Origin of the sequence: Micromonospora sp. LOL_015 (assembly GCF_048060275.1) — a bacterium.
GTDB lineage: Bacteria > Actinomycetota > Actinomycetes > Mycobacteriales > Micromonosporaceae > Micromonospora_E.
On sequence record NZ_JBHMIO010000014.1, the window covers coordinates 21,694 to 41,950 of the forward strand.

Sequence of the window (20,257 nt, forward strand, 5' to 3'; positions counted from 1 at the left end):
CCCGAGACACCGCCCCACCGACACCGCCGAGAACAGGAAGAGATGACTATTCAGGCCTCCGCGCCGCCCAAGACCAAGTCGCAGGCGTTGCGCTCGTACGATGTCGCCGACTTCCCGGCCCTCACCGGCCTGGAGGAGGAGTGGCGCTTCACCCCGCTCAAGCGGATGCGGGGACTGGCCACCGGGACTCCGGCGGCCAGCGGCTCGGTCCGGTACGAGTACGCCGATCTGCCCGCCGGGGTGACAGCGGGTCAGGTCGACCGCACCGACCGACGGATGGGCGGTGTACTGACCCCGTTCGACCGAATCAGCGCTCTGGCCTACACCGGGTGCTCCGAGGTCCTGCTGGTGGAGGTCGCACCGGAGGCCACCCCGGCCGAGCCGGCCGTGGTCCGGGTGCTCGGCACCGGGACGGACCAGATCGCGTACGGGCACACCCTGGTCGACGTCGGCCGGTTCGCCGAGGTGACCCTGGTGTTCGACCAGGTCGGCTCGACCACCCTGGCCGACAACGTCGAAGTGCTCGTCGGTGACGGTGCGACGCTGACCCTGGTCACCATCGCCGACTGGGCATCCGACGCGGTGCAGGCGCAGCATCTGAAGTTCCGGCTCGGCCGCGACGCCCGGGTCACGCACATCCAGGTCACCCTCGGCGGTGACCTGGTACGCCAGTTCACCAGCGTCGAGTACACCGGCCGGGGCGGCGACGCCGAGCTGTTCGGGCTCTACTTCGCCGACGCCGGCCAGCACCTGGAGCACCGGCAGCTGGTGGACCACACCGTGCCGGACTGCCGCAGCAACGTCGGCTACCGGGGGGCGCTGCAGGGCGACGGCGCGCACACCGTCTGGGTCGGCGACGTACTGATCCGCGCCGAGGCCACCGGCACCGACACGTACGAGATCAATCGGAACCTGGTGCTGACCGACGGCGCCCGGGCCGACTCGGTGCCCAACCTGGAGATTGAGACCGGCGAGGTGGCCGGGGCCGGGCACGCCAGCGCCACCGGCCGGTTCGACGACGAGCAACTGTTCTACCTGATGGCCCGGGGCATCCCGGAGGCCGAGGCGCGCAAGCTGGTGGTCCGCGGGTTCTTCGCCGAGCTGGTCGACAAGATCCCGGTGGCCGAGCTGCGCGACCGGCTCGGCGACGCGATCGAGCAGCGGCTGCGGCGTGTCGAGGCCGGCGCGGTCGCGCCGCGCACCGCCGACGTGGCGGCACCACCGACCGTGCCCGGCCAGCCCGGCCAGCCCGGTGCGGTCACCGAGGGGACCCGCTGAGCATGTCCGACCTGATCCGGGTCTGCGCCACCGCCGAGATCCCGAAGGGGACGGCGGTCAGCGCCGACATCGACGGTACGCAGATCGCCCTGGTGCACACCGACGAGGACTCCTTCCACGCGGTGTACGACGAGTGCTCGCACGCCGCGGTCGCCCTCTCCGAAGGCGAGGTGGACGGCTGCACGTTGGAGTGCTGGCTGCACGGTTCGCGCTTTGATCTGCGCACCGGTGAGCCGACCGGGCTGCCCGCCACCGAACCCGTACCCGTCTTCCCCGTCGAGATCCGCGACGGCGACATCTACGTCAGTCTGACGCCGAGCAATGGAGTGACCGCACCATGAGCGTTCTGGATATCCGTGACCTGCAGGTTTCGGTCAAGCTGCCGGAAGGCGAGCTCAAGCCGATCCTGGCCGGGGTGACGCTGACCATCCGGTCGGGGGAGACACACGCCATCATGGGCCCGAACGGCTCCGGCAAGTCGACGCTGGCGTACTCGATCGCCGGGCACCCCAAGTACGAGATCACCGGCGGGGAGGTGCTGCTCGACGGTGCGGATGTGCTGGCCATGTCGGTCGATGAGCGGGCCCGCGCCGGGTTGTTCCTCGCCATGCAGTACCCGGTGGAGGTGCCCGGCGTCTCGGTGGCGAATTTCCTGCGTACTGCCAAGACCGCTGTCGACGGCGCCGCGCCGAAGCTGCGTACCTGGGCCGGTGAGCTGCGCGGGGCCATGGAGCGGCTGCAGATGGACCCGGCGTTCGCGCAGCGCAACGTCAACGAGGGTTTCTCCGGTGGGGAGAAGAAGCGGCACGAAATCGTGCAGCTGGAGCTGCTCAAGCCGAAGATGGCCATTCTTGACGAGACCGACTCCGGGCTCGACATCGACGCCCTGCGGGTGGTCAGCGAAGGGGTCAACCGGGTCCGCTCCACCGGGGAGACCGGCCTGCTGCTGATCACCCACTACACCCGGATCCTGCGCTACATCAAGCCCGACTTCGTGCATGTCTTCGTCGGCGGACGCATCGTCGAGGAGGGCGGCCCGGAGCTGGCTGAGAAGCTGGAAGCCGAAGGCTACGAGCGGTACGTCGCGGGTGCCGGCGCGGCCTCGGCCTGAGACTCACTATCACCCCGCGTGCAGAAGGGCGGCGTCGAGCCGATGAGCACCATAGCCATCCCCCGGGACACGCCGACGCCGGACGGTCCGTCCGCTCTGGACGTTGACGCCGTCCGGGCCGACTTCCCGATCCTCGGTCGGGAGGTCAACGGGCATCCGCTGGTCTACCTGGACAGCGCCAACACCTCGCACAAGCCGCGCCAGGTGCTCGACGCGCTGACCGACTATTACCAGTCGCACAATGCCAACGTCGCCCGCTCGGTGCACACTCTCGGCACCGAGTCAACCGAGGCGTACGAGAGCGCCCGAGCCAAGCTGGCCGCGTTCGTCAACGCGGGCAGCCCGGACGAGGTGGTCTTCACCAAGAACTCCACCGAGGCGATCAACTTGGTCGCGTACGCGTTCTCCAACGCCTCGACGGGCGCCGCGATCGGGGCCGACCCCCGTTTCCGGCTCGGCGCCGGCGACGAGGTGGTGATCTCTGAGATGGAGCACCACTCGAACATCGTGCCGTGGCAGCTGCTCTGCGAACGCACCGGCGCGACGCTGCGCTGGTTCGGGCTGACCGAGGACGGTCGGCTGGACGAGTCGCAGCTGGACGAACTGGTCACCGAGCGGACCAAACTGGTCTCGCTGGTACACATGTCGAACATCCTCGGCACGGTCAACGACCTCACTGCGATCACCCGGCGGGTCCGCGAGGTCGGTGCGCTGCTGCTGCTGGACTGCTCGCAGTCGGTTCCGCACCGCCCGGTCGACGTCGCCGCGCTGGACGCCGACTTCATCGTCTTCACCGGGCACAAGATGTGCGGACCGACCGGGATCGGGGTGCTGTGGGGCCGCGCCGCGCTGCTCGCCGCGATGCCACCGGTGCTCGGCGGCGGCTCGATGATCGAGACGGTGGCGATGAGCGGGTCCACGTTCGCCGCTCCACCGGCCCGGTTCGAGGCCGGCACCCCGCCGATCGCCCAGGCAGTCGGCCTCGGTGCCGCCGTCGACTACCTCTCCGGGTTGGGCATGCCGGCGGTCGCCGCGCACGAGCAGCGGATGACCGCGTACGCCCTGGAAGCTCTGGCCACCGTGCCGGGGCTGCGGATCGTCGGCCCGCCCGGGCCACACGGGCGGGGTGGCACGGTCTCGTTCGCGGTGGACGGGATCCATCCACACGACGTGGGCCAGATTCTCGATGCCCAGGGGGTGCAGGTGCGGGTCGGGCATCACTGCGCCCGGCCGGTCTGCGTGCGCTACGGCGTCCCGGCGACCACTCGGGCCTCGTTCTACCTCTACACCACGACCGGCGAGGTCGACGCGCTGGTGCGCGGTCTGGAGAAGGCGCGGAAGGTCTTCGACTGATGGAGCTCGACCAGCTGTACCAGGAGATCATCCTGGACCACTACAAGCGTCCGCAGGGGCGTGGTCTGCGCGAGCCGTACGCGGCGGAGGCACACCACGTCAACCCGACCTGCGGCGACGAGATCACCGTACGGGTGAGTCTGGGTGGCGACACCCGGGTCGGGGTGTCGCACGACGGTCAGGGCTGCTCGATCAGCCAGGCCTCGGCGAGTGTGCTGTACGAGCTGGTCGACGGTCGGCCGGTGGGCGAGGCGTTGGCGGTGCACGGCGCCTTCGTGGCGCTGGTGTCCGGCCGCGGCGAGGTCGAGCCGGATGAGGATGTGCTGGGTGACGGGGTGGCGTTCGCTGGTGTGGCGCGCTATCCGGCCCGGGTGAAGTGTGCGTTGCTGCCGTGGATGGCCTTCAAGGACGCTGCGGCGCGCGCCGGTGTGGGTGCGAGCCCGGAGGTGAAGCAGTGAGTGCCGAAGAGACCATGACCGGGGCGACGCAGGCGACGGAGCCCGCCGACGGCGGTACGGCCGCGGCGGCGAGCGTCGGCCAGCCGGCGATCGCTGACATCGAGGAGGCGATGAAGGACGTCGTCGACCCGGAGCTGGGCATCAACGTGGTCGATCTCGGCTTGGTGTACGGCGTACACGTCGACGATGACAACGTCGCCACCCTGGACATGACGTTGACCAGCGCGGCCTGCCCGCTGACCGACGTGATCGAGGAGCAGGCCCGTACCGCGTTGACCACTGGACCCGGTGGTGGACTGGTGTCCGACATCCGGATCAACTGGGTGTGGATGCCACCGTGGGGGCCCGACAAGATCACTGACGAGGGCCGGGACCAGTTGCGGGCGCTCGGCTTCAACGTCTGACGGTGCCCGCGTCGCCGCCGACCGTCACGTTCGGCCGGCGGCGCGGCCCGTCAGTGCACCAGGCTGACCAGGGCCCGTTTGAGGAAACCGTCGTGCCGGTCGTCGACCCAGCTGACCGCGCTGATCGGGCGCCCCTGCCGGCGGGCCTCGTCGCAGTAATTAAGTACGTCGGCGGCCGGCTGGTAGTCGGTCACCGCGAGCGCCGCGTTGGCGCGCATGCGGTACGCCGCGTCCTCGGCGTCGCGTACCGCCACCCGCCCGTCGTCGTCGCGGCGGGCGGCCACGGTGATCTGCCAGCCGAAGATCTGAACCAGCACGATTCCCGGCGGGGCGTTCGCCGGGATGCTCACCTCGGCGTTGGCCCGGGCGAGCGCCTGGGCCACCTCCCGTTGGTAGGTGCCGGCCCAGGCCGCCTGCGCCTGTTGCGGACGCATCACCGACAGCATATCGGTTTGTCGGTCCGCGGGCATCGCGGTGAGCAGGGCAGCGACGGTGGGCTGCGGCAGTCGGTCGGCCACCGTGTGCACCTGCTCGGCCGGAAGCTGATTGAGCATCGCCACCGCGTCGGGGATCGGCATGGCTCGGGCCAGGTCGGCCAGCTGATCGGTGCTGAGCAGACCCATCAACCGCGACTGTAGGTCGTCGCTGGCAGCTGGGAGCAGCCGGACCAGGTCAGAGGTCGTCAGCTCGGCGACTGCCACCGGGATCCGGTCGGCCGGCATGGCTGCCAGCAACCCGACGGCCTGTCGCGGCGGAGTGCTGCGGATCATCGCGATCAGCTGGGTTATGGGCATCATCCCACCGGGCAGCATGAGTGTCGTCTCCAGGGAGTCAAATGATCGTTACGCGCGCCTGATGTGCCTAACATCCCTGTCGGCGTGGTGCATCACCCCGTTGGCGGACAAGTTCCCCGATTCGGTCAGGCCGGTCCACCAGGCTGGCGGCGCGCCGCGTACCGCTTGGTCAGCTGATGTTCCGCGAGACCGTCGGGGATGGATCGCCGGATGCCTTCGATCCACGTCGCCGTCGATGATCTCGCTGCGAAACCGACTGGGGTGCCGGTACTGACCGCCGGTAGGATAGGGCCGTGCTGCTCTGCGAAGGCTGAACCGCCCCACGCCGACGGACAGAAGGTCCGGTCGGCGTCTTGTCGTGTCCGCGAGTCAGCTTCCGATCTCAGGAGTGAGCTATCAATGATCACCGCTACCGGCCTGGAACTGCGCGCGGGCTCGCGGATCCTGCTGTCCGACACCACCCTACGGGTGCAGCCCGGCGACCGGATCGGTCTGGTCGGCCGCAACGGTGCCGGCAAGACCACCACGCTGAAGGTGCTGGCCGGCGAGGGCCTACCGTACGCGGGACAGCTCGACCGGCGCAGCGCGGTCGGTTATCTCCCGCAGGACCCGCGAACCGGCGACCTGAATGTGACCGCCCGCGACCGGGTGCTGTCGGCCCGCGGCCTGGACCGGCTGATGTCGCAAATGAACGAACTCGAGCAGCAGTTGGCACAGGGCGGCACCGACGAGCGTCTGGTTCGCCGCTACGGCACCCTGGAGGACCAGTTCGCCTCCCTCGGCGGGTACGCCGCGGAGGCGGAGGCGGCCCGGATCTGCGCCAACCTGGGTCTGCCGGACCGGGTGCTGAGCCAGCCGATCGGGACGCTCTCCGGCGGTCAGCGTCGCCGTATCGAGCTGGCCAGGATCCTGTTCCGGGACGCGGCCGAGAACGGCGGCGGCATCCTGCTGCTCGACGAGCCGACCAACCACCTGGACGCCGACTCGATCACCTGGCTGCGTGGCTTCCTCGCCGGGCACAAGGGCGGGCTGGTGGTGATCAGTCACGATGTGGACCTGCTGGGCGCGGTGGTCAACAAGGTCTGGTTTCTCGACGCCACCCGCTCGGTTGTGGACGTCTACAACGTCGGCTGGGCGGCGTACCAGCAGCAGCGGGAGACCGACGAGCGGCGCCGCCGCCGGGAACGGGCGAACGCGGAGAAAAAGGCCGGGGCGCTACTCGCCCAGGCCGACAAGATGCGGGCCAAGGCCACCAAGACGGTGGCCGCGCAGAACATGGCCCGGCGGGCGGAGAAACTGCTCGCCGGTCTGGAGGACGAGCGGGTCGCTGACAAGGTGGCCAAGGTCCGGTTGCCCAGCCCGGCCCCGTGCGGCAAGACGCCGTTGACGGCGGCGGGGCTGTCGAAGTCGTACGGATCGTTGGAGATCTTCTCCGGGGTCGACGTGGCGGTCGACCGTGGCTCCCGGGTGGCGATCCTCGGGCTGAACGGTGCCGGTAAGACGACGTTGCTGCGGATTCTCGGTGGTCTGGTCGAGCCGGATTCCGGGGCGGTGCGGCCCGGGCACGGGCTGCGGATCGGCTACTACGCGCAGGAGCATGAGACCTTGGACGTGGAGCGTTCGGTGCTCGACCACATGCGCAGTGCGGCGATCGACCAGGCGGACACCGACCTGCGAAAGATTCTCGGTGCGTTCCTGTTCAGCGGTGAGGACGTGAACAAACCGGCCGGGGTGCTCTCGGGCGGGGAGAAAACCCGGCTCGCGTTGGCCACGCTGGTCTGTTCGGGGGCGAACGTATTGCTGCTCGACGAGCCGACCAACAACCTGGATCCGGTCAGCCGTGAACAGGTTCTCGATGCCATCGCCCGGTATCCCGGAGCCATCGTCCTGGTGACCCATGATCCGGGTGCGGTGCTGGCTCTCAAACCGGACCGGGCGATTCTCCTGCCCGACGGAGACGAGGATGCGTGGAGCGACGACCTGCTCGAACTCGTGGAACTTGCATGAGGGTGCGGTCCGTCCGGTAGCCCGGCCCGGGCGATGCTGCATCGGTGAACGTCATTATCGGATAGCGTGAATTGTATGAACAGGTGCGCCGGGTGAGGGTCGGCGAAGGGCTGCCAGCATGCCGGTGGGATTGCTCGGCGGCACCGTATCGGGTAACTGACAGGGTCGTGCGTGTCGGTTGGCGAACAGTTGATATCTGGCGCATGATCGTTGGAGGCGGTCTAATAGGTGGGACCGCATCGAACCGCACAGTCTGGGACGTGAGGAATCAACATGGCAGCCACCGGCACAGCCGCCACCACCGAGAAGGGTCGCCGGATCGTCGGAGCCGAGCGTCAGACCCTGGCCAAGGACCTGGTCAAGCGGTATACATCCGGCGAGAGCATCCGCGCCCTTGCGGCCTCCACCGGCCGCTCGTACGGGTTCGTCCACCGGGTGCTCACCGAGTCCGGCGTGCAACTACGCCAGCGTGGCGGCGCTCGGCGTCGCAAGAAGGGGTGACGATCCAGTTGCGACCCGTACCCCGCTGTCACGGTAAGGGCCCTCGTTGACCGTGTCCGGTGGCGTACGACTCGACTACGACGGGCCGGTCGCGACGGTGACGTTGGACCGGCCCGACGTGCTCAACGCTCAAACCCCACAGATGTGGCGGGCGCTGCGCGGCATCGGCCGGGAGTTGCGTGGCGACGTTCGCGTCGTGGTGGTCCGCGGCGCCGGTCGGGCCTTCTCCGCCGGCCTCGACCGGGGCGCGATCCAGGCACTGCTCGATCCCAGCGTTGCGGGTAGCACCGATGCGGATCTCGCCGCGACCGACCATTCGCGAGCCGACTCGCCTGGCGACCGTCCGCCCGGTGACGATCCGGCCCCGCCGCCGTTGGCTGCCCTGCCGCCGGACGAGTGCGCTGCCCGGATCGCCGAGTACCAGGAGGCCTTCACCTGGCTGGCACGCCCCGACGTGATCAGCGTCGCCGCCGTGCAGGGGCCGGCCGTCGGCGCCGGATTCCAGCTTGCCCTCGGCTGCGACCTGCGCGTCCTGGCCGACGACGCCCGGTTGCGGATGGCCGAGGTGACCCTCGGCCTGGTGCCGGACCTCGGCGGCACCCGGCGACTCGTCGACCTGGTCGGCTACGCCCGCGCCCTGGAGATCTGTGTCACCGGTCGCTGGCTCGACGCGGCCGAGGCCGATCGGCTCGGGCTGGCCAACCTGGTGGTGCCCGCGACGGAACTGGCCCCGGCAGTCGCCGACCTGGTCGCGGCCGTGCTGGCCGGGCCCCGCGACGCGGTCGTCGAGATCAAGGCCCTGCTCGCCGGAGCCACCGACCGCACCCCCGCCGCCCAGCTACGCGCCGAGCGGGAGGCACAGACCCGACGGATCCGGGACCTGACCGGAGCCGGCGATTGACGTCCTCCTCTTCCTGAAGAAAGAGGGATTCCGGTCTGCTACACCCCGAAGGGGTGAACTCCGGTGGGTTACCGCTTCTCGGCGCGGTGCCGGCACGGGTGCCGGTCTTACCTGCGCTCCACGGTCGTTGAAGTCCGCCGTCCGGCGGCCTTGATGTTGCGTGCGGCGTTGACGTCCCGGTCGTGAACTGCGCCCAGCCGGCGTCGTGCACCGACTTGGCCAGCCTTGTACGACCCGATCCAGCAACAGCGAGGTCCTCGACGTACACCGCTGAGACGAAACTCGGACCTTGACCACGTGTGCGGCAGCGTCCCGGCGGAGCCGGGACACGTGGTTGACGGGCATGGTGATGGGCTTGCCGCGTGTGGCCGGGATGCGGCAAGCTGGTTTGCTGTTGGGGAGAGCGACCACGTTGTCGGCCTTTGTGGCCTGACCCTGCTGGAAACGGCCTTGTCGGCGCTCTTCCCACCGCTTATGGGTGGGGAACTGGCAGGTCGTTCAGGTGGCGGCCTCGCTGTCGTGACCGCCGCGACCATCGCGTGGTCGGGGAGGGCCGCAGACCATCGGTGCCCGCGACGCCCGGCCCGAACTAGGGAAACTGGTCGACGCCGCCCACTACGTAGGCCAGCACACGATCATCACCAAGTCCGGGGAGCCGCGCGCCGTGCTGGTGCCCTACGAGTGGTGGAGCCAGCGGCAGAACCGGCCGGGTTAGGGCACTGCTCGGGCCATGGCGGCCCTCCCGGCGCGGTCCTTCACCCCCGGCCTGCAGGCCGGAGCACTAACCCGCCTTCCGGTAGCCGCCGGGTCGGACAGTAAGGCTCCAACGGGAAGACGCCAGTTACCTGAACTGTTGTCGTAGGTGTCCGGGACACTGGTACCCGCGACGGTGGCGAGACGAAGGTGGCGGGTGCCGATGGCTGGATCCGGTGGGATGGGTGGCATGGGGGCCGGCTGGGGCATGCTGCGCTCGATGCGCGACGGCGACCAGCTGCGTTCCCACCGGGTCAGCAGGGGAACCACCCGGCGGATCGTCGCCTTCGCCCGCCCGTACCGGCGGGACATCACCGTCTTCCTGGTCACCGTCGTGCTGGCGGCCGGCATCGGGGTCGCCACCCCGGTCCTCGCCGGCGACGTGGTGAACACGATCACCGCCGGTCGCGCCGACGCCGGCGCGACCGTGGTCCGGCTGGCCCTGCTGATCGCCGCGCTCGCCGTGGTGGACGCCCTGCTCTCCCTGGCCCAACGCTGGTACGCCGCCCGGATCGGTGAGGGCATCATCCTGGACCTGCGGACCCGGGTCTTCGACCACGTGCAGCGGATGCCGTTGCAGTTCTTCACCCGGACCCAGACCGGCGCGCTGGTCAGCCGGCTCAACAACGACGTGATCGGCGCCCAGCGTGCCTTCACCTCGACGTTGTCCGGTGTGGTCAGCAACGTCATCCAACTGGTGCTCACCGCCGCGGTGATGTTCACCCTGTCCTGGCAGATCACCGCGCTGTCCCTGGTGCTGCTGCCGATCTTCATCGTGCCGGCCCGCCGGGTCGGCAAGCGGCTCGCGGAGATCACCCGGGAATCGTACGATCTCGACGCCAAGATGAACGCCACGATGACCGAGCGGTTCGGGGTCGCCGGCGCGCTACTGGTCAAGCTCTTCGGCCAGCCCGAGGTCGAGGCACGCCGGTTCGCCGAGCGGGCCGACCGGGTCCGGGAGATCGGCATCCAGTCGGCGATGTACTCGCGTACCTTCTTCGTGGCGATGCTGCTGGTCGCCTCGCTCGCCCAGGCGCTCACCTACGGACTCGGCGGTTGGCTGGCGGTCACCGGCGCGGTCAGCGCCGGCACCGTGGTGACCCTGGCTCTGCTGCTCACCCGCCTCTACGGGCCGCTGACCGCGTTGAGCAACGTGCGGGTCGACGTGATGAGCGCGTTGGTCTCCTTCGACCGGGTGTTCGAGGTGCTCGACCTCGCCCCGTCGATCGCCGAGCGTCCGGACGCCGTCGTCGTGCCGCCCGGATCCAGCCGGCTGGAGTTCCGCGACGTCCGGTTTCGGTACCCCAGCGCCGCCGAGATCTCGCTGGCCTCGCTGGAGGATGTCGCGACGCTCGACCGGACCGTCTCCGAGCCGGTGCTGCGCGGGGTGTCGTTCAGCGTCGAGCCGGGGCAGCTGGTCGCCCTGGTCGGCCCGTCCGGCGCCGGCAAGAGCACCACCGCAATGCTGGTCTCCCGGGTGTACGACGTGACCGACGGCGAGATCCGGGTCGGCGGGGTGGACGTGCGCGACGCGACACTCGACTCGCTGCGCGACACCATCGGGGTGGTCACCCAGGACTCCCACCTGTTCCACGAGACGATCGCGGAGAACCTGCGGTACGCCCGGCCGGACGCCACCGACGACGAGCTGTGGGCGGCGCTGCGCGGCGCGCAGGTCGAGGAGCTGGTCCGGGCCCTGCCGGACGGGCTGGACACGGTGGTCGGGGAGCGCGGCTACCGCTTCTCCGGTGGTGAGAAACAGCGGATTGCCATCGCCCGGCTGCTGCTCAAGGCGCCGTCGATCGTCATCCTCGACGAGGCCACCGCCCACCTCGACTCGGAGTCCGAGGCGGCGGTGCAGCGCGCCCTGTCGGTCGCGCTGACCGGCCGTACCGCCCTGGTCATCGCGCACCGGCTGTCGACGGTGCGCGACGCGGACCAGATCCTCGTCCTCGACGAGGGCCGGATTGTCGAGCGCGGCCGGCACGCCGAGCTGATCGCCGCCGGCGGGCTGTACGCCGAGCTGTACCGCACCCAGTTCGCGGTGGCCGACTCACCGACTCCGTACCTCGACGACACCGGGTTGGATCCGGTGACGGCCGGGTCGGGTCGCGCCTTCCCGACCGACCAGGACCTGCCCCCGCCGCCGGGCGGTGCCGCCGGATAGCGGTCCGCCGTCCACTATGCTGGGCCGGTGGAGCTGGAGGTTGAGGTCGCGGCGGCACTGCACGAGTTCGCGCAGCGGCTGGCCCCGCTCGATCCGGCACCGGTCCGGTCGGCTGGCGTGGCGGTTCGCGTCGGCGACGCCGACCCTGTCGTACTGACCGAGTCGGTGGCTGCGGCGCTCTGCGCCGCCCTGCGGTCGTACCACGATCCCCGCGACCGGGGCCGGTGCGCCCAGTGCGGAGGGCCACGTCTCGACGAAGGCCTTCAGTGTCTCGACTGCGGACAACCGGCCGGCCTGTTCGGTCAGCTGATCCGCGAGCGGATGGCCCGCCACCAGTAGTCGCCTACCGTGGCGGTTCGGCCGCCACCGCCTGCCGCAGCCGGTCGAACTCGGCGACGAGCCGGTCGAGCTGGTAGTGGGCATTGAGCCCCGCTCGGGTTGGGCAGCACCCAGAGCCTCGCACCACCGAGGCTCTCGGGTCGGGGTCCGACGAGCGCCCGTCGCTGGTCGAACGCCAGCCGGTACGCGGTCACCCCGACCACGGCGATCCACCGGGGTCGGCACGCGGCGGCCAACCGGACGAGCCGCGCGCCTCCGGCGACCAGCTCCGGCGGCGTGAGTTCGTCGGCCCGCGCCGTCGCCCTGGCGACCAGGTTCGTTACGCCCAGCCCGAACCCGGGCAGCAGATGGTCCTCGCTGGGGTCGAGCCGCCGGGGCGTGAAGCCGGACCGGTGCAGTGTCGGCCAGAACCGGTTGCCCGGCCGGGCGAAGTGGTGGCCGGCGGCAGCGGAGTACCGGCTCGGGTTGATCCCACAGAACAGTACGTCGAGGTCGGGTCCGACGATGTCGGGCAGGGTACGGCCGACAGCGCCGGCCAGCAGCTGCGCCATCGTGACCCGGTCGGTGTGCACGCCGGGAAGCCGGTCAGGGGCAGGGCAGCGCGCCGCCGTCGACGGGCAGCGTGATGCCGGTCAGATAGCTCGCCGCCGGGGACAGGACGAACGCCGCCACTCGGCCGAACTCCGCCGGCTCGCCCAGCCGGCCGAGCGGGATGTCGGCCTCGGCCTCGGCCCGGGCCTGCTGCGGATCGTCGGTCGCGGCGAAGAGTTCCACGTTGCGGTCGGTCATGATCCGGCCGGGCAGCAGACTGACCACTCGGACGCCCCGGCCGGCGTAGCCGTCGGCGAGCTCCTTGGCGACCGCCGCGAGCCCGGGCCGCAGGCCGTTGGAGATGCCCAGCCCGGGCAGCGGCATCCGGGCCGACGTCGACAGCACCACGGCGACCGCCCCGCCGGCGGGTAGCGCGTCGGCGACGGTCCGCACCGCCCGAACCGCGCCGACGAAGACGGTGTCGAACGCCGCCCGCCACTGTTCGTCGCTGACCGCGTGGCTGGGACCGGGTTTCGGCCCGCCGACCGAGATCAACGCCCCGTCGAGCCGGCCGAAGTGCTCCTTGGCCGTCGCGACCAGGCGTGCCGCGCAGTCCGGCTCGCCCAGGTCGGCGCTGACCGCGATCGCGTGCTGCGGGCCGCCGAGGCGGTGCGCCGCCGCCGTCAGACCGGCGGTGTCCCGGGCGGCGAGCACCACCCGCGCCCCGTCGGCGACCAGACAGGCAGCGGTGGCGTAGCCGAGTCCACGGGACGCGCCGGTGAGCACGTACACCCGGTTTTCGAGGCCGAGGTCCATGCCCCCGATCCTGCCGCATGCCGTGGGGTCGCCGGTGATGACCCCCACCAGCTACCGGCGGCGCCCGCCGTATGTCCGCACCCGACCGGCGACCTGGACCGTCCACCCGCCGGGCAGCCGTCGTACCGCCGGGAGACGGCGTCGGCGGGGAACCGACGACCCGTCGTAGCACCAGCCGACCTCCCAGCCAGCCAGCTCCGCCACGGCCAGATCCGGCAGACGGTCATCGGCGGCCAGCGCCCGGGCGAAGTCCCAGCCGTCGCGCAGCCCGCCCGCCGGCCGTCGGCCCGTTGCCCAGCGGACGAACGCGGCCGGCCAGGCAGCACCGAGTGAGGCGGCCACCTGCGGCCAGTGCCGGGCCGCCTCGCCGGCCCGCTTGCGGGCCAACGCGGCACGGGCGACCGACAGCCGGTGCGGGTCGAAGCCGGGTGGCGGATCGGCACCCTCGACGAGGGACGCGACCAGCGCACGCTGGGCGGCGGCGAGTCCGGCACGGGGGTCGGAACCGTCGCCGGGTGCCACCCGGGCGGTCACGTGATCCGGCCCAGCCCGGCGGTCGCCGCGATTACGTCCAGCTCGGCGCGCAGCACCTCGCCCGGCGGATAGTGCCCGTCCCGCTCCAGCAGCACCGCTGGCCCCCGTCGCCGGGCACACAACTCGCCGAGCAGGCGCAGCACCTCGGCCGGGACCGGGTCGGTGTGCGTGTCGTGGTAGATCCCATCCCGGTCGGCGGCACCGCCGGCGACGTGCACGTACGCGATGCGTTCCAGCGGCAGCCGGTCGAGCAGGGCGACCGGGTCGTCGCCCCGGTTGCGGGCGTTGGCATAGACGTTTGCGACGTCCAACAGCAGCAGCGCGTCTGAGCGCTCGACGATCTCGCTGACGAAGTCGGCCTCGTCGAGTTGGTCGTCGGGCCAGTCGAACACCGCGGCGATCGGTTCGAGCGCGACCGGCACCGGCAGCTCGGCGGCCACCCGCCGGACGTTGCCGACGACCGTGTCGACCGCCGCCCAGGTGCGGGGCAACGGCAGTAGATGCCCGGCCTCGACCCCGCCGGCCCGGACGAAGGCGATGTGCTCGCTGACCAGGGGCGCGCCGAGCAGCTCGGCGACGCCCGCGAGCCGGTCGACTCGGTGCTGTTCGACCGGCTCGGCGCCGCCGAGGGACAGCCGTACGCCGTGCGGCACGACGGTCACCCCCCGCTCACGGAGCCGGAGTAGCTCGTCGTCCAGCGGCCGGCCGGGGTCGACGGACTCGGCGATCACCTCGCAGAAGCGCATGCCGGGCAGTTCATCGAGGAAGCCGGAGATCTCCGGGCGCCAGCCGATGCCGACCCCGAGCCCGGTGTCGGGGCTGGGCGGCCAGGCGGTGACGGACATCGGCCTCATCCGCCGCAGCCGCCACCACCGCAGCCGCCGCCTCCTCCGTCACCGCCACCCCCGCCGCTGTCACCGCCCCAGCTGGAGGACCCGGTGCTGGCGCTCACTCGGTGGATCTCCGCGGTCCCCGCGAACGCCGGGTCCATGGCCCACAACGACGCCGCCCCGAAAACGCCGACCCCCATCGCCGCGCCGGCGACACCGTACGTCGCGGGGGCCGGCCGCAGAGTCGGCGAGAGGTGACGGTACTGGCTGCGCAGTCTGGTGAGGAGGCGGTTCGCGGCCCGGGTGCGGCGCGGCACCGAGAAGAACAGCACCATCGCCACCGGTACGGTGACCGCGAGCATCAGCACCAGGTAGCCGACCGGCCGGTTGTTCGCGGTGCCGGCGAACACCCGCAGCACACCGACGGCGGCGAGGATCCCGACCGTGCCGGCGAGCAGCCGGGCGGTACGGCGTTGGCCGTCGCTGATTGCCAGGCCGGCGGCGACTAGCCCGTCGCGCATCCGGTGCAGCGCGTCGACGACCCACTGGTCGGTCTGCAGGTCGCGGACGCGTCCCTGGCGCTGCGCGGCGTGGTGCACCGCTTGGTCGAGTTGCCCGGTCCCGGTCGGCAGCGGACCGGCGGCCCGCAACGTGCCTCGGGCGCCGACGTCGACGCTGCCCGCCGAGCGCAACGCCGCCAGGCTGGCGTACACAGCCAACCGGCCCCCGCCGTTGAGATACGCGACCTCGGTGCCGCCGAGCGATCCGGTGCGGCCGTCCTGCCCGGCGAGCGCGATCCGCCGGTAGCCGAGGTTGGCGAGGAGGAGCACCAGTGCGGTCAGTCCGAAGACGGCGAGGAAGGTGGGTCCGGGGATACCCCAGGTTTCACCGGGCGTCATAAGGTCTCCTGGCTTTCCGGGCGGGCGTCGGATCGCCGACGCTCCCGCGCTGACGGTGGTCCCTATTGTGGGACGGGCGTGCCACCCGTCAGCGCGGCGTCGGGCGTCGTACCGCCTCCTCTACGATGTCGAGCACGGCGCCGAGGTCGCTGCCCGGCCGTCCCATCGCGAGCTGCAGCACCAGCCCGTCGTAGGCCAGCTCCAGGAACCGCGCCAGGACGTCAATCGGTACGTCGTCGCGCAGCACGCCGGCGTCGCGTTGGCGGCCGAGCCGCTCCCGGGTCGCCTCGGCGATCGCCGCCGACCGGGCGGCCCAGCGCCGGGCGAAGTCCGGGTCGGTGCGCAGCCGCCGGGACACTTCGAGCTGGCTGCCCAGCCAGCCGGCGGTGTCCGGGGAGTCGGTCCGGGTGAGCAGGTCGCGCATCACCTGGACCAGGCCGTTGCGGGCCACCGTCTCGACCATCGCGGCCGCGTCGTCCTCGGCGACCGCCAGGAACAGTGAGTCCTTGTCCCGGAAGTGGTGGAAAATCGCTCCTCGGGACAGCCCGGTGGCCTCCTCCAGCCGGCGGACGGTGGCACCTTCGTACCCATGCCGGGCGAAGCAGACCCGGGCGGCGGCGAGAATCTCCTGGCGGCGTGCGTCGAGCTGGATCTGACTCACCCGGGGCATGATGTGATCGTGTCAGGTGGGCAGACCGGTAGCAAGCCGTACGTACGGCTTGCTACCGGTGCTCGTTTACATTCTGGGACTGTTCCCCGCCATACGGTGTCGCGTAAGGTGCGCCCGTGCCACTCCTGCTCCTGGATCTGGACAACACCCTGCTCGACCGGGCCGGGGCGTTTCGCGTGTGGGGTCAGGAATTCCTGGACTCGGTCGGTGCCCCACGGGACGACATCGACTGGTTGGTCTCCGTCGATGCCGACGGGCTGACCGACCGGTGGGATCTGGCCGACGCGCTCCGGGAACGGTATCGACTCCGGTCGTCGTCGGTCGACCTGGTCGAGGAGTTGCATGACGGCGTCGTGCGGCACACCCGGCTGGATCCGCTGGTCGCCTGTTCGTTGGCGATCGCCCGGGACGCCGGCTGGGTGCCGGTGATAGTCACCAACGGGGCGGCCCGCCAGCAGGAGGCGAAGATCCGCCGGACCGGCCTGGACCGGTACGTGGCCGACTGGGTGATATCGGAGGCCGCCGGGGTCAGCAAACCCAACCCGAGGATCTTCGCACTGGCTGCGCAGAGCGTCCGGATGCGGCTACGCGGCGCCTGGATGGTGGGTGACAGCCCGGAGGCCGACATCGGCGGGGCCGCCGCGACCGGCCTGCCCAGCGTCTGGCTGCACCGGGGCCGCAACTGGCTGGACGATCGGTACGCGCCGACCCGGGAGGCGTCCGGCGTGATCCCGGCCGTGGCTGCGGTGCTGGCCGGCTGACCGAGGATCCCGCCACTACTGCAGGTAGCCCTCCACCTCGCCGGTGGGCCGTGGCTGGACGGCGTCTGGGTCGCCGCCGACGTCCCGGGCAGCCCGGCGGCGACGCAGCAGGTCCCAGCACTGGTCGAGCGCCTCTTCCAGCGCACCCAGTCGGGCGTGCTCCTCGTCCGCGGAGAGCTGCCCGGCGGCGAACCTGCCACGCAGCTCGTGCTCCTCGTCGACCAGTTCCTGAATTCGGGCCAGCAAGGTCCTGTCGTCCATGGCTCCGAGCTTGGCACAACACGGCGGTGGGCGGTGACCGGACCGGTCACCACCCACCGCCGCCGTTCATCCGTGACCGGGTCAGCCGGCCAGCATCTTGCGTAGCACGAACTGCAGGATGCCGCCGTGCCGGTAGTAGTCGGCCTCGCCCGGGGTGTCGATCCGGACCACGGCCTCGAACTCGACACCGGTGTCGGTGCGCACGGTCACCGTACGCGGAGTGGTGCCGTCGTTGAGCGCGGTCACCCCGACGATGTCGATCGTCTCGGTGCCGGTGAGCCCGAGGGAGGCGGCGTCCTGCCCGGCCGGGTACTGCAACGGCAGCACCCCCATGCCGATCAGGTTGGAGCGGTGGATCCGCTCGTAGGACTCGGCGATGACGGCCCGTACGCCGAGCAGCATGGTGCCCTTGGCCGCCCAGTCCCGCGACGAACCGGAGCCGTACTCCTTGCCGGCCAGCACCACCAGCGGTACGCCGGCCTGCGCATACCCCACCGAAGCGTCGTAGATGCTGGTCTGCTCACCGGTCAGATGGTTCACGGTGAACCCGCCCTCGACGCCCGGCACCAACTGGTTGCGCAGCCGGATGTTGGCGAAGGTGCCACGGATCATCACCTCGTGGTTGCCGCGCCGGGACCCGTACGAGTTGAACTCGTGCCGGGGGACGCCGTGTCCGCTGAGATAGCGCCCGGCGGGGGAGTCCGGCTTGATCGCCCCGGCCGGCGAGATGTGGTCGGTGGTCACCGAGTCGCCGAGCTTGGCCAGCACCCGGGCGCCGGCGATGTCGGTCACCGGCCGCGGCGTCGGCGCCATGCCCTCGAAGTACGGGGGCTTACGGACGTAGGTCGACTCGTCTGCCCAGGTGAACGTGTCGCCGGTCGGGGTGGGCAGTGACTGCCACCGCTCGTCGCCAGCGAACACGTCGGCGTACGCCGCACCGAAGCCGGCGGCACCGATCGCACTGGCCCGTACCTGTTCGATCTCGGCGTTGCTGGGCCAGATGTCGCGCAGGAACACCGGCTGGCCGTCGGACCCGGTGCCCAGCGGCTCGTTGGCCAGGTCGATGTCCATCGTGCCGGCGAGGGCGTACGCGACCACCAGCGGCGGTGAGGCCAGGTAGTTCATCTTGACGTCCGGGTTGATCCGGCCCTCGAAGTTGCGGTTGCCGGACAGCACCGACACCACGGTCAGGTCGTGTTCGTTGACAGCGGCGGAGATCTCCTCGGGCAGCGGGCCGGAGTTGCCGATGCAGGTGGTGCAGCCGTAGCCGACCAGGTGGAAGCCGAGCTTCTCCAGGTACGGTGTGAGGCCGGCCCGCTCGTAGTAGTCCATGACGACCTTGGAGCCCGGTGCCAGGGTGGTCTTCACCCACGGCTTGCGGGTCAGGCCTCGGTCGACGGCGTTGCGGGCCAGCAGCGCGGCACCGAGCATCACCTGAGGGTTGGAGGTGTTGGTGCAGGAGGTGATCGCCGCGATCACCACGGCCCCGTGGTCCAGTTCGAACCGGGCGCCGTCAGCGCCGGTCACCTGAACCGGCTTGCTGGCCCGCCCACCGGCACCGACCGAGGCGCTGAGCAGCTCGTGCGGCTTGTCGGCCGGGTCGTCGGCGCCGTCGCTGGCCGGCGGGTCGCTGGCCGGGAAGGACTCGACGCTGGCCTCGTCGGCCGGGCCGGCCACGGACGGAGTGTGGTCGTCGGCGACGTAGTCGGTCAGCGCCGAGCGGAACATGGTCTTGGCGCTGCCCAGCGGTACCCGGTCCTGCGGGCGCTTCGGCCCGGCCAGCGACGGCTCGATGGTCGACAGGTCGAGCTCGAGCCGCTCCGAGTAGTGCGGTTCGGCGGCCGGGTCGTGCCACAGGCCCTGTTCCTTGGCGTACGCCTCGACCAGCGCGACCTGGGCGTCGTCGCGACCGGTGAGCCGCAGGTAGTTGATGGTCTCCGCGTCGATCGGGAAGATCGCGACGGTGGAGCCGTACTCGGGCGACATGTTGCCGATGGTGGCCCGGTTGGCCAACGGTACGGCGCTGACACCAGGTCCGTAGAACTCGACGAACTTACCGACCACGCCGTGCTGGCGCAGCATCTCGGTGATGGTGAGCACCAGGTCGGTGGCGGTGGTGCCGGCGGGTGCCTCGCCGGACAGCTTGAACCCGACGACCCGGGGGATCAGCATGCTGACCGGTTGGCCGAGCATGGCGGCTTCCGCCTCGATGCCGCCGACGCCCCAGCCCACGACGCCCAGCCCGTTGACCATCGTGGTGTGCGAGTCGGTGCCGACGACGGTGTCCGGGTAGGCCTGCCCGTTGCGTTCCATGATCGTCCGGGCCAGGTACTCGATGTTGACCTGGTGCACAATGCCGGTGCCGGGCGGGACGACCCTGAACTCGTTGAACGCGGTCTGCCCCCAGCGCAGGAACTGGTAGCGCTCCTTGTTGCGGCCGTACTCCAGCTCGACGTTGCGGGCGAAGGCGTCCTCGCGGCCGAACAGGTCGGCGATGACCGAGTGGTCGATGACCAGTTCGGCCGGCGCGAGCGGGTTGACCTTGGTCGGGTCGCCGCCGAGTTCGCGGACGGCCTCCCGCATGGTGGCCAGGTCGACCACGCACGGCACACCGGTGAAGTCCTGCATGAGGACCCGGGCCGGGGTGAACTGAATCTCGACGCTCGGCTCGGCGGTCGGGTCCCAGGAGCCGAGTGCCCGGATCTGCTCGGCGGTGACGTTGGCCCCGTCCTCGGTGCGGAGCAGGTTCTCCAGCAGGATCTTCAGGCTGTACGGCAGGTGTTCGTGACCCGCCACTGTGTTGATCTTGAAAATCTCGTAGCTCGCGTCGGCGACGCGCAGCTGGCTCTTCGCACCGAAGGTGTCGAGGCTCGCCACGTCGGACTCCTT

Annotated in this window: 22 protein-coding genes; 13 read left to right on the forward strand and 9 right to left on the reverse strand. The window is 70.8% G+C overall.

Going from position 1 to position 20,257, the window contains the following annotated elements; all coding sequences use genetic code 11:
- Positions 1 to 42 precede the first annotated feature (42 nt).
- The 6 genes from sufD to ACFHWU_RS14005 are packed head-to-tail and all read left to right on the forward strand — an operon-like array spanning position 43 to position 4,604.
- On the forward strand, positions 43 to 1,278 hold the full coding sequence (gene sufD, locus ACFHWU_RS13980) for a Fe-S cluster assembly protein SufD (protein ID WP_416554852.1): 1,236 nt from the start codon (positions 43 to 45) through the stop codon (positions 1,276 to 1,278).
- A gap of 11 nt (positions 1,279 to 1,289) precedes the next feature.
- Positions 1,290 to 1,619, forward strand: a complete 330-nt coding sequence (locus tag ACFHWU_RS13985; RefSeq protein ID WP_123604783.1) for a non-heme iron oxygenase ferredoxin subunit — start codon at positions 1,290 to 1,292, stop codon at positions 1,617 to 1,619.
- On the forward strand, positions 1,616 to 2,389 hold the full coding sequence (gene sufC, locus ACFHWU_RS13990) for a Fe-S cluster assembly ATPase SufC (protein ID WP_281550395.1): 774 nt from the start codon (positions 1,616 to 1,618) through the stop codon (positions 2,387 to 2,389). Before ACFHWU_RS13985 ends, sufC begins: the two co-directional genes overlap by 4 nt.
- A gap of 42 nt (positions 2,390 to 2,431) precedes the next feature.
- Positions 2,432 to 3,742, forward strand: a complete 1,311-nt coding sequence (locus ACFHWU_RS13995) for a cysteine desulfurase (RefSeq protein ID WP_416568366.1) — start codon at positions 2,432 to 2,434, stop codon at positions 3,740 to 3,742.
- A complete protein-coding gene (sufU, locus tag ACFHWU_RS14000) occupies positions 3,742 to 4,200 on the forward strand; it encodes a Fe-S cluster assembly sulfur transfer protein SufU (protein ID WP_416554856.1) in 459 nt (152 codons plus the stop codon). The genes ACFHWU_RS13995 and sufU overlap by 1 nt, the downstream gene beginning before the upstream one ends.
- A gap of 14 nt (positions 4,201 to 4,214) precedes the next feature.
- Positions 4,215 to 4,604 carry a metal-sulfur cluster assembly factor gene (locus ACFHWU_RS14005; RefSeq protein ID WP_416555009.1) on the forward strand — a complete coding sequence of 130 codons (390 nt, stop codon included), beginning with the start codon at positions 4,215 to 4,217 and terminating at the stop codon, positions 4,602 to 4,604.
- A 50-nt stretch (positions 4,605 to 4,654) separates the two neighbouring features.
- On the opposite strand, the gene ACFHWU_RS14010 is transcribed toward ACFHWU_RS14005, so the two are convergent.
- Positions 4,655 to 5,401: a magnesium transporter MgtE N-terminal domain-containing protein gene (locus ACFHWU_RS14010; protein ID WP_416568365.1), complete on the reverse strand. Its 747-nt coding sequence runs from the start codon at positions 5,399 to 5,401 to the stop codon at positions 4,655 to 4,657.
- Between the two features lie 396 nt (positions 5,402 to 5,797).
- On the opposite strand from ACFHWU_RS14010, the gene ACFHWU_RS14015 reads away from it, so the two are divergent.
- From ACFHWU_RS14015 to ACFHWU_RS14040, 6 genes are all read left to right on the forward strand, one after another.
- Positions 5,798 to 7,405: an ABC-F family ATP-binding cassette domain-containing protein gene (locus ACFHWU_RS14015; protein ID WP_416568364.1), complete on the forward strand. Its 1,608-nt coding sequence runs from the start codon at positions 5,798 to 5,800 to the stop codon at positions 7,403 to 7,405.
- Between the two features lie 273 nt (positions 7,406 to 7,678).
- A complete protein-coding gene (locus tag ACFHWU_RS14020) occupies positions 7,679 to 7,906 on the forward strand; it encodes a helix-turn-helix domain-containing protein (protein WP_123602399.1) in 228 nt (75 codons plus the stop codon).
- A 46-nt stretch (positions 7,907 to 7,952) separates the two neighbouring features.
- Entirely contained in the window at positions 7,953 to 8,807 is an 855-nt protein-coding gene (locus tag ACFHWU_RS14025; protein ID WP_416554862.1) for an enoyl-CoA hydratase/isomerase family protein, read from the forward strand.
- A gap of 562 nt (positions 8,808 to 9,369) precedes the next feature.
- Entirely contained in the window at positions 9,370 to 9,522 is a 153-nt protein-coding gene (locus ACFHWU_RS14030; protein WP_416555011.1) for a type II toxin-antitoxin system Phd/YefM family antitoxin, read from the forward strand.
- 201 nt (positions 9,523 to 9,723) lie between these two features.
- Entirely contained in the window at positions 9,724 to 11,727 is a 2,004-nt protein-coding gene (locus ACFHWU_RS14035) for an ABC transporter ATP-binding protein (RefSeq protein WP_416568363.1), read from the forward strand.
- Positions 11,728 to 11,754: 27 nt separating this feature from the next.
- Entirely contained in the window at positions 11,755 to 12,066 is a 312-nt protein-coding gene (locus ACFHWU_RS14040) for a hypothetical protein (protein ID WP_416590741.1), read from the forward strand.
- On the opposite strand, the gene mug is transcribed toward ACFHWU_RS14040, so the two are convergent.
- The 6 genes from mug to ACFHWU_RS14070 all read right to left on the reverse strand — a co-directional run bounded on the left by mug (position 12,030) and on the right by ACFHWU_RS14070 (position 16,346).
- On the reverse strand, positions 12,030 to 12,638 hold the full coding sequence (mug, locus tag ACFHWU_RS14045; protein ID WP_416554867.1) for a G/U mismatch-specific DNA glycosylase: 609 nt from the start codon (positions 12,636 to 12,638) through the stop codon (positions 12,030 to 12,032). The two genes, ACFHWU_RS14040 and mug, sit on opposite strands and share 37 nt — an antisense overlap.
- A 13-nt stretch (positions 12,639 to 12,651) precedes the next feature.
- Positions 12,652 to 13,413 (reverse strand): SDR family oxidoreductase, encoded by a 762-nt coding sequence (locus ACFHWU_RS14050; RefSeq protein WP_416554869.1) that lies wholly within the window; start codon positions 13,411 to 13,413, stop codon positions 12,652 to 12,654.
- A gap of 51 nt (positions 13,414 to 13,464) precedes the next feature.
- Positions 13,465 to 13,947, reverse strand: coding sequence for a hypothetical protein (locus ACFHWU_RS14055; RefSeq protein ID WP_416554871.1), 483 nt, complete (start codon positions 13,945 to 13,947; stop codon positions 13,465 to 13,467).
- Positions 13,944 to 14,792: a DUF692 domain-containing protein gene (locus ACFHWU_RS14060; protein ID WP_416554873.1), complete on the reverse strand. Its 849-nt coding sequence runs from the start codon at positions 14,790 to 14,792 to the stop codon at positions 13,944 to 13,946. The genes ACFHWU_RS14055 and ACFHWU_RS14060 overlap by 4 nt, the downstream gene beginning before the upstream one ends.
- Before the next feature lie 5 nt (positions 14,793 to 14,797).
- A complete protein-coding gene (locus ACFHWU_RS14065; RefSeq protein ID WP_416554875.1) occupies positions 14,798 to 15,676 on the reverse strand; it encodes a TIGR04222 domain-containing membrane protein in 879 nt (292 codons plus the stop codon).
- A gap of 88 nt (positions 15,677 to 15,764) precedes the next feature.
- Entirely contained in the window at positions 15,765 to 16,346 is a 582-nt protein-coding gene (locus ACFHWU_RS14070) for a TetR/AcrR family transcriptional regulator (protein ID WP_416554877.1), read from the reverse strand.
- A gap of 116 nt (positions 16,347 to 16,462) precedes the next feature.
- Between ACFHWU_RS14070 and ACFHWU_RS14075 the strand changes: the two genes are divergently transcribed.
- The gene (locus tag ACFHWU_RS14075; RefSeq protein ID WP_416554879.1) at positions 16,463 to 17,107 is read left to right on the forward strand and encodes an HAD family hydrolase; all 645 of its coding nucleotides are present in this window, start codon (positions 16,463 to 16,465) and stop codon (positions 17,105 to 17,107) included.
- A gap of 15 nt (positions 17,108 to 17,122) precedes the next feature.
- On the opposite strand, the gene ACFHWU_RS14080 is transcribed toward ACFHWU_RS14075, so the two are convergent.
- Complete coding sequence (locus tag ACFHWU_RS14080; protein ID WP_123604777.1) at positions 17,123 to 17,368, reverse strand: DUF2630 family protein; 246 nt, start codon at positions 17,366 to 17,368, stop codon at positions 17,123 to 17,125.
- An 81-nt stretch (positions 17,369 to 17,449) separates the two neighbouring features.
- The gene (locus ACFHWU_RS14085) at positions 17,450 to 20,245 is read right to left on the reverse strand and encodes an aconitate hydratase (RefSeq protein ID WP_416590743.1); all 2,796 of its coding nucleotides are present in this window, start codon (positions 20,243 to 20,245) and stop codon (positions 17,450 to 17,452) included.
- Between the last annotated feature and the right edge of the window lie 12 nt (positions 20,246 to 20,257).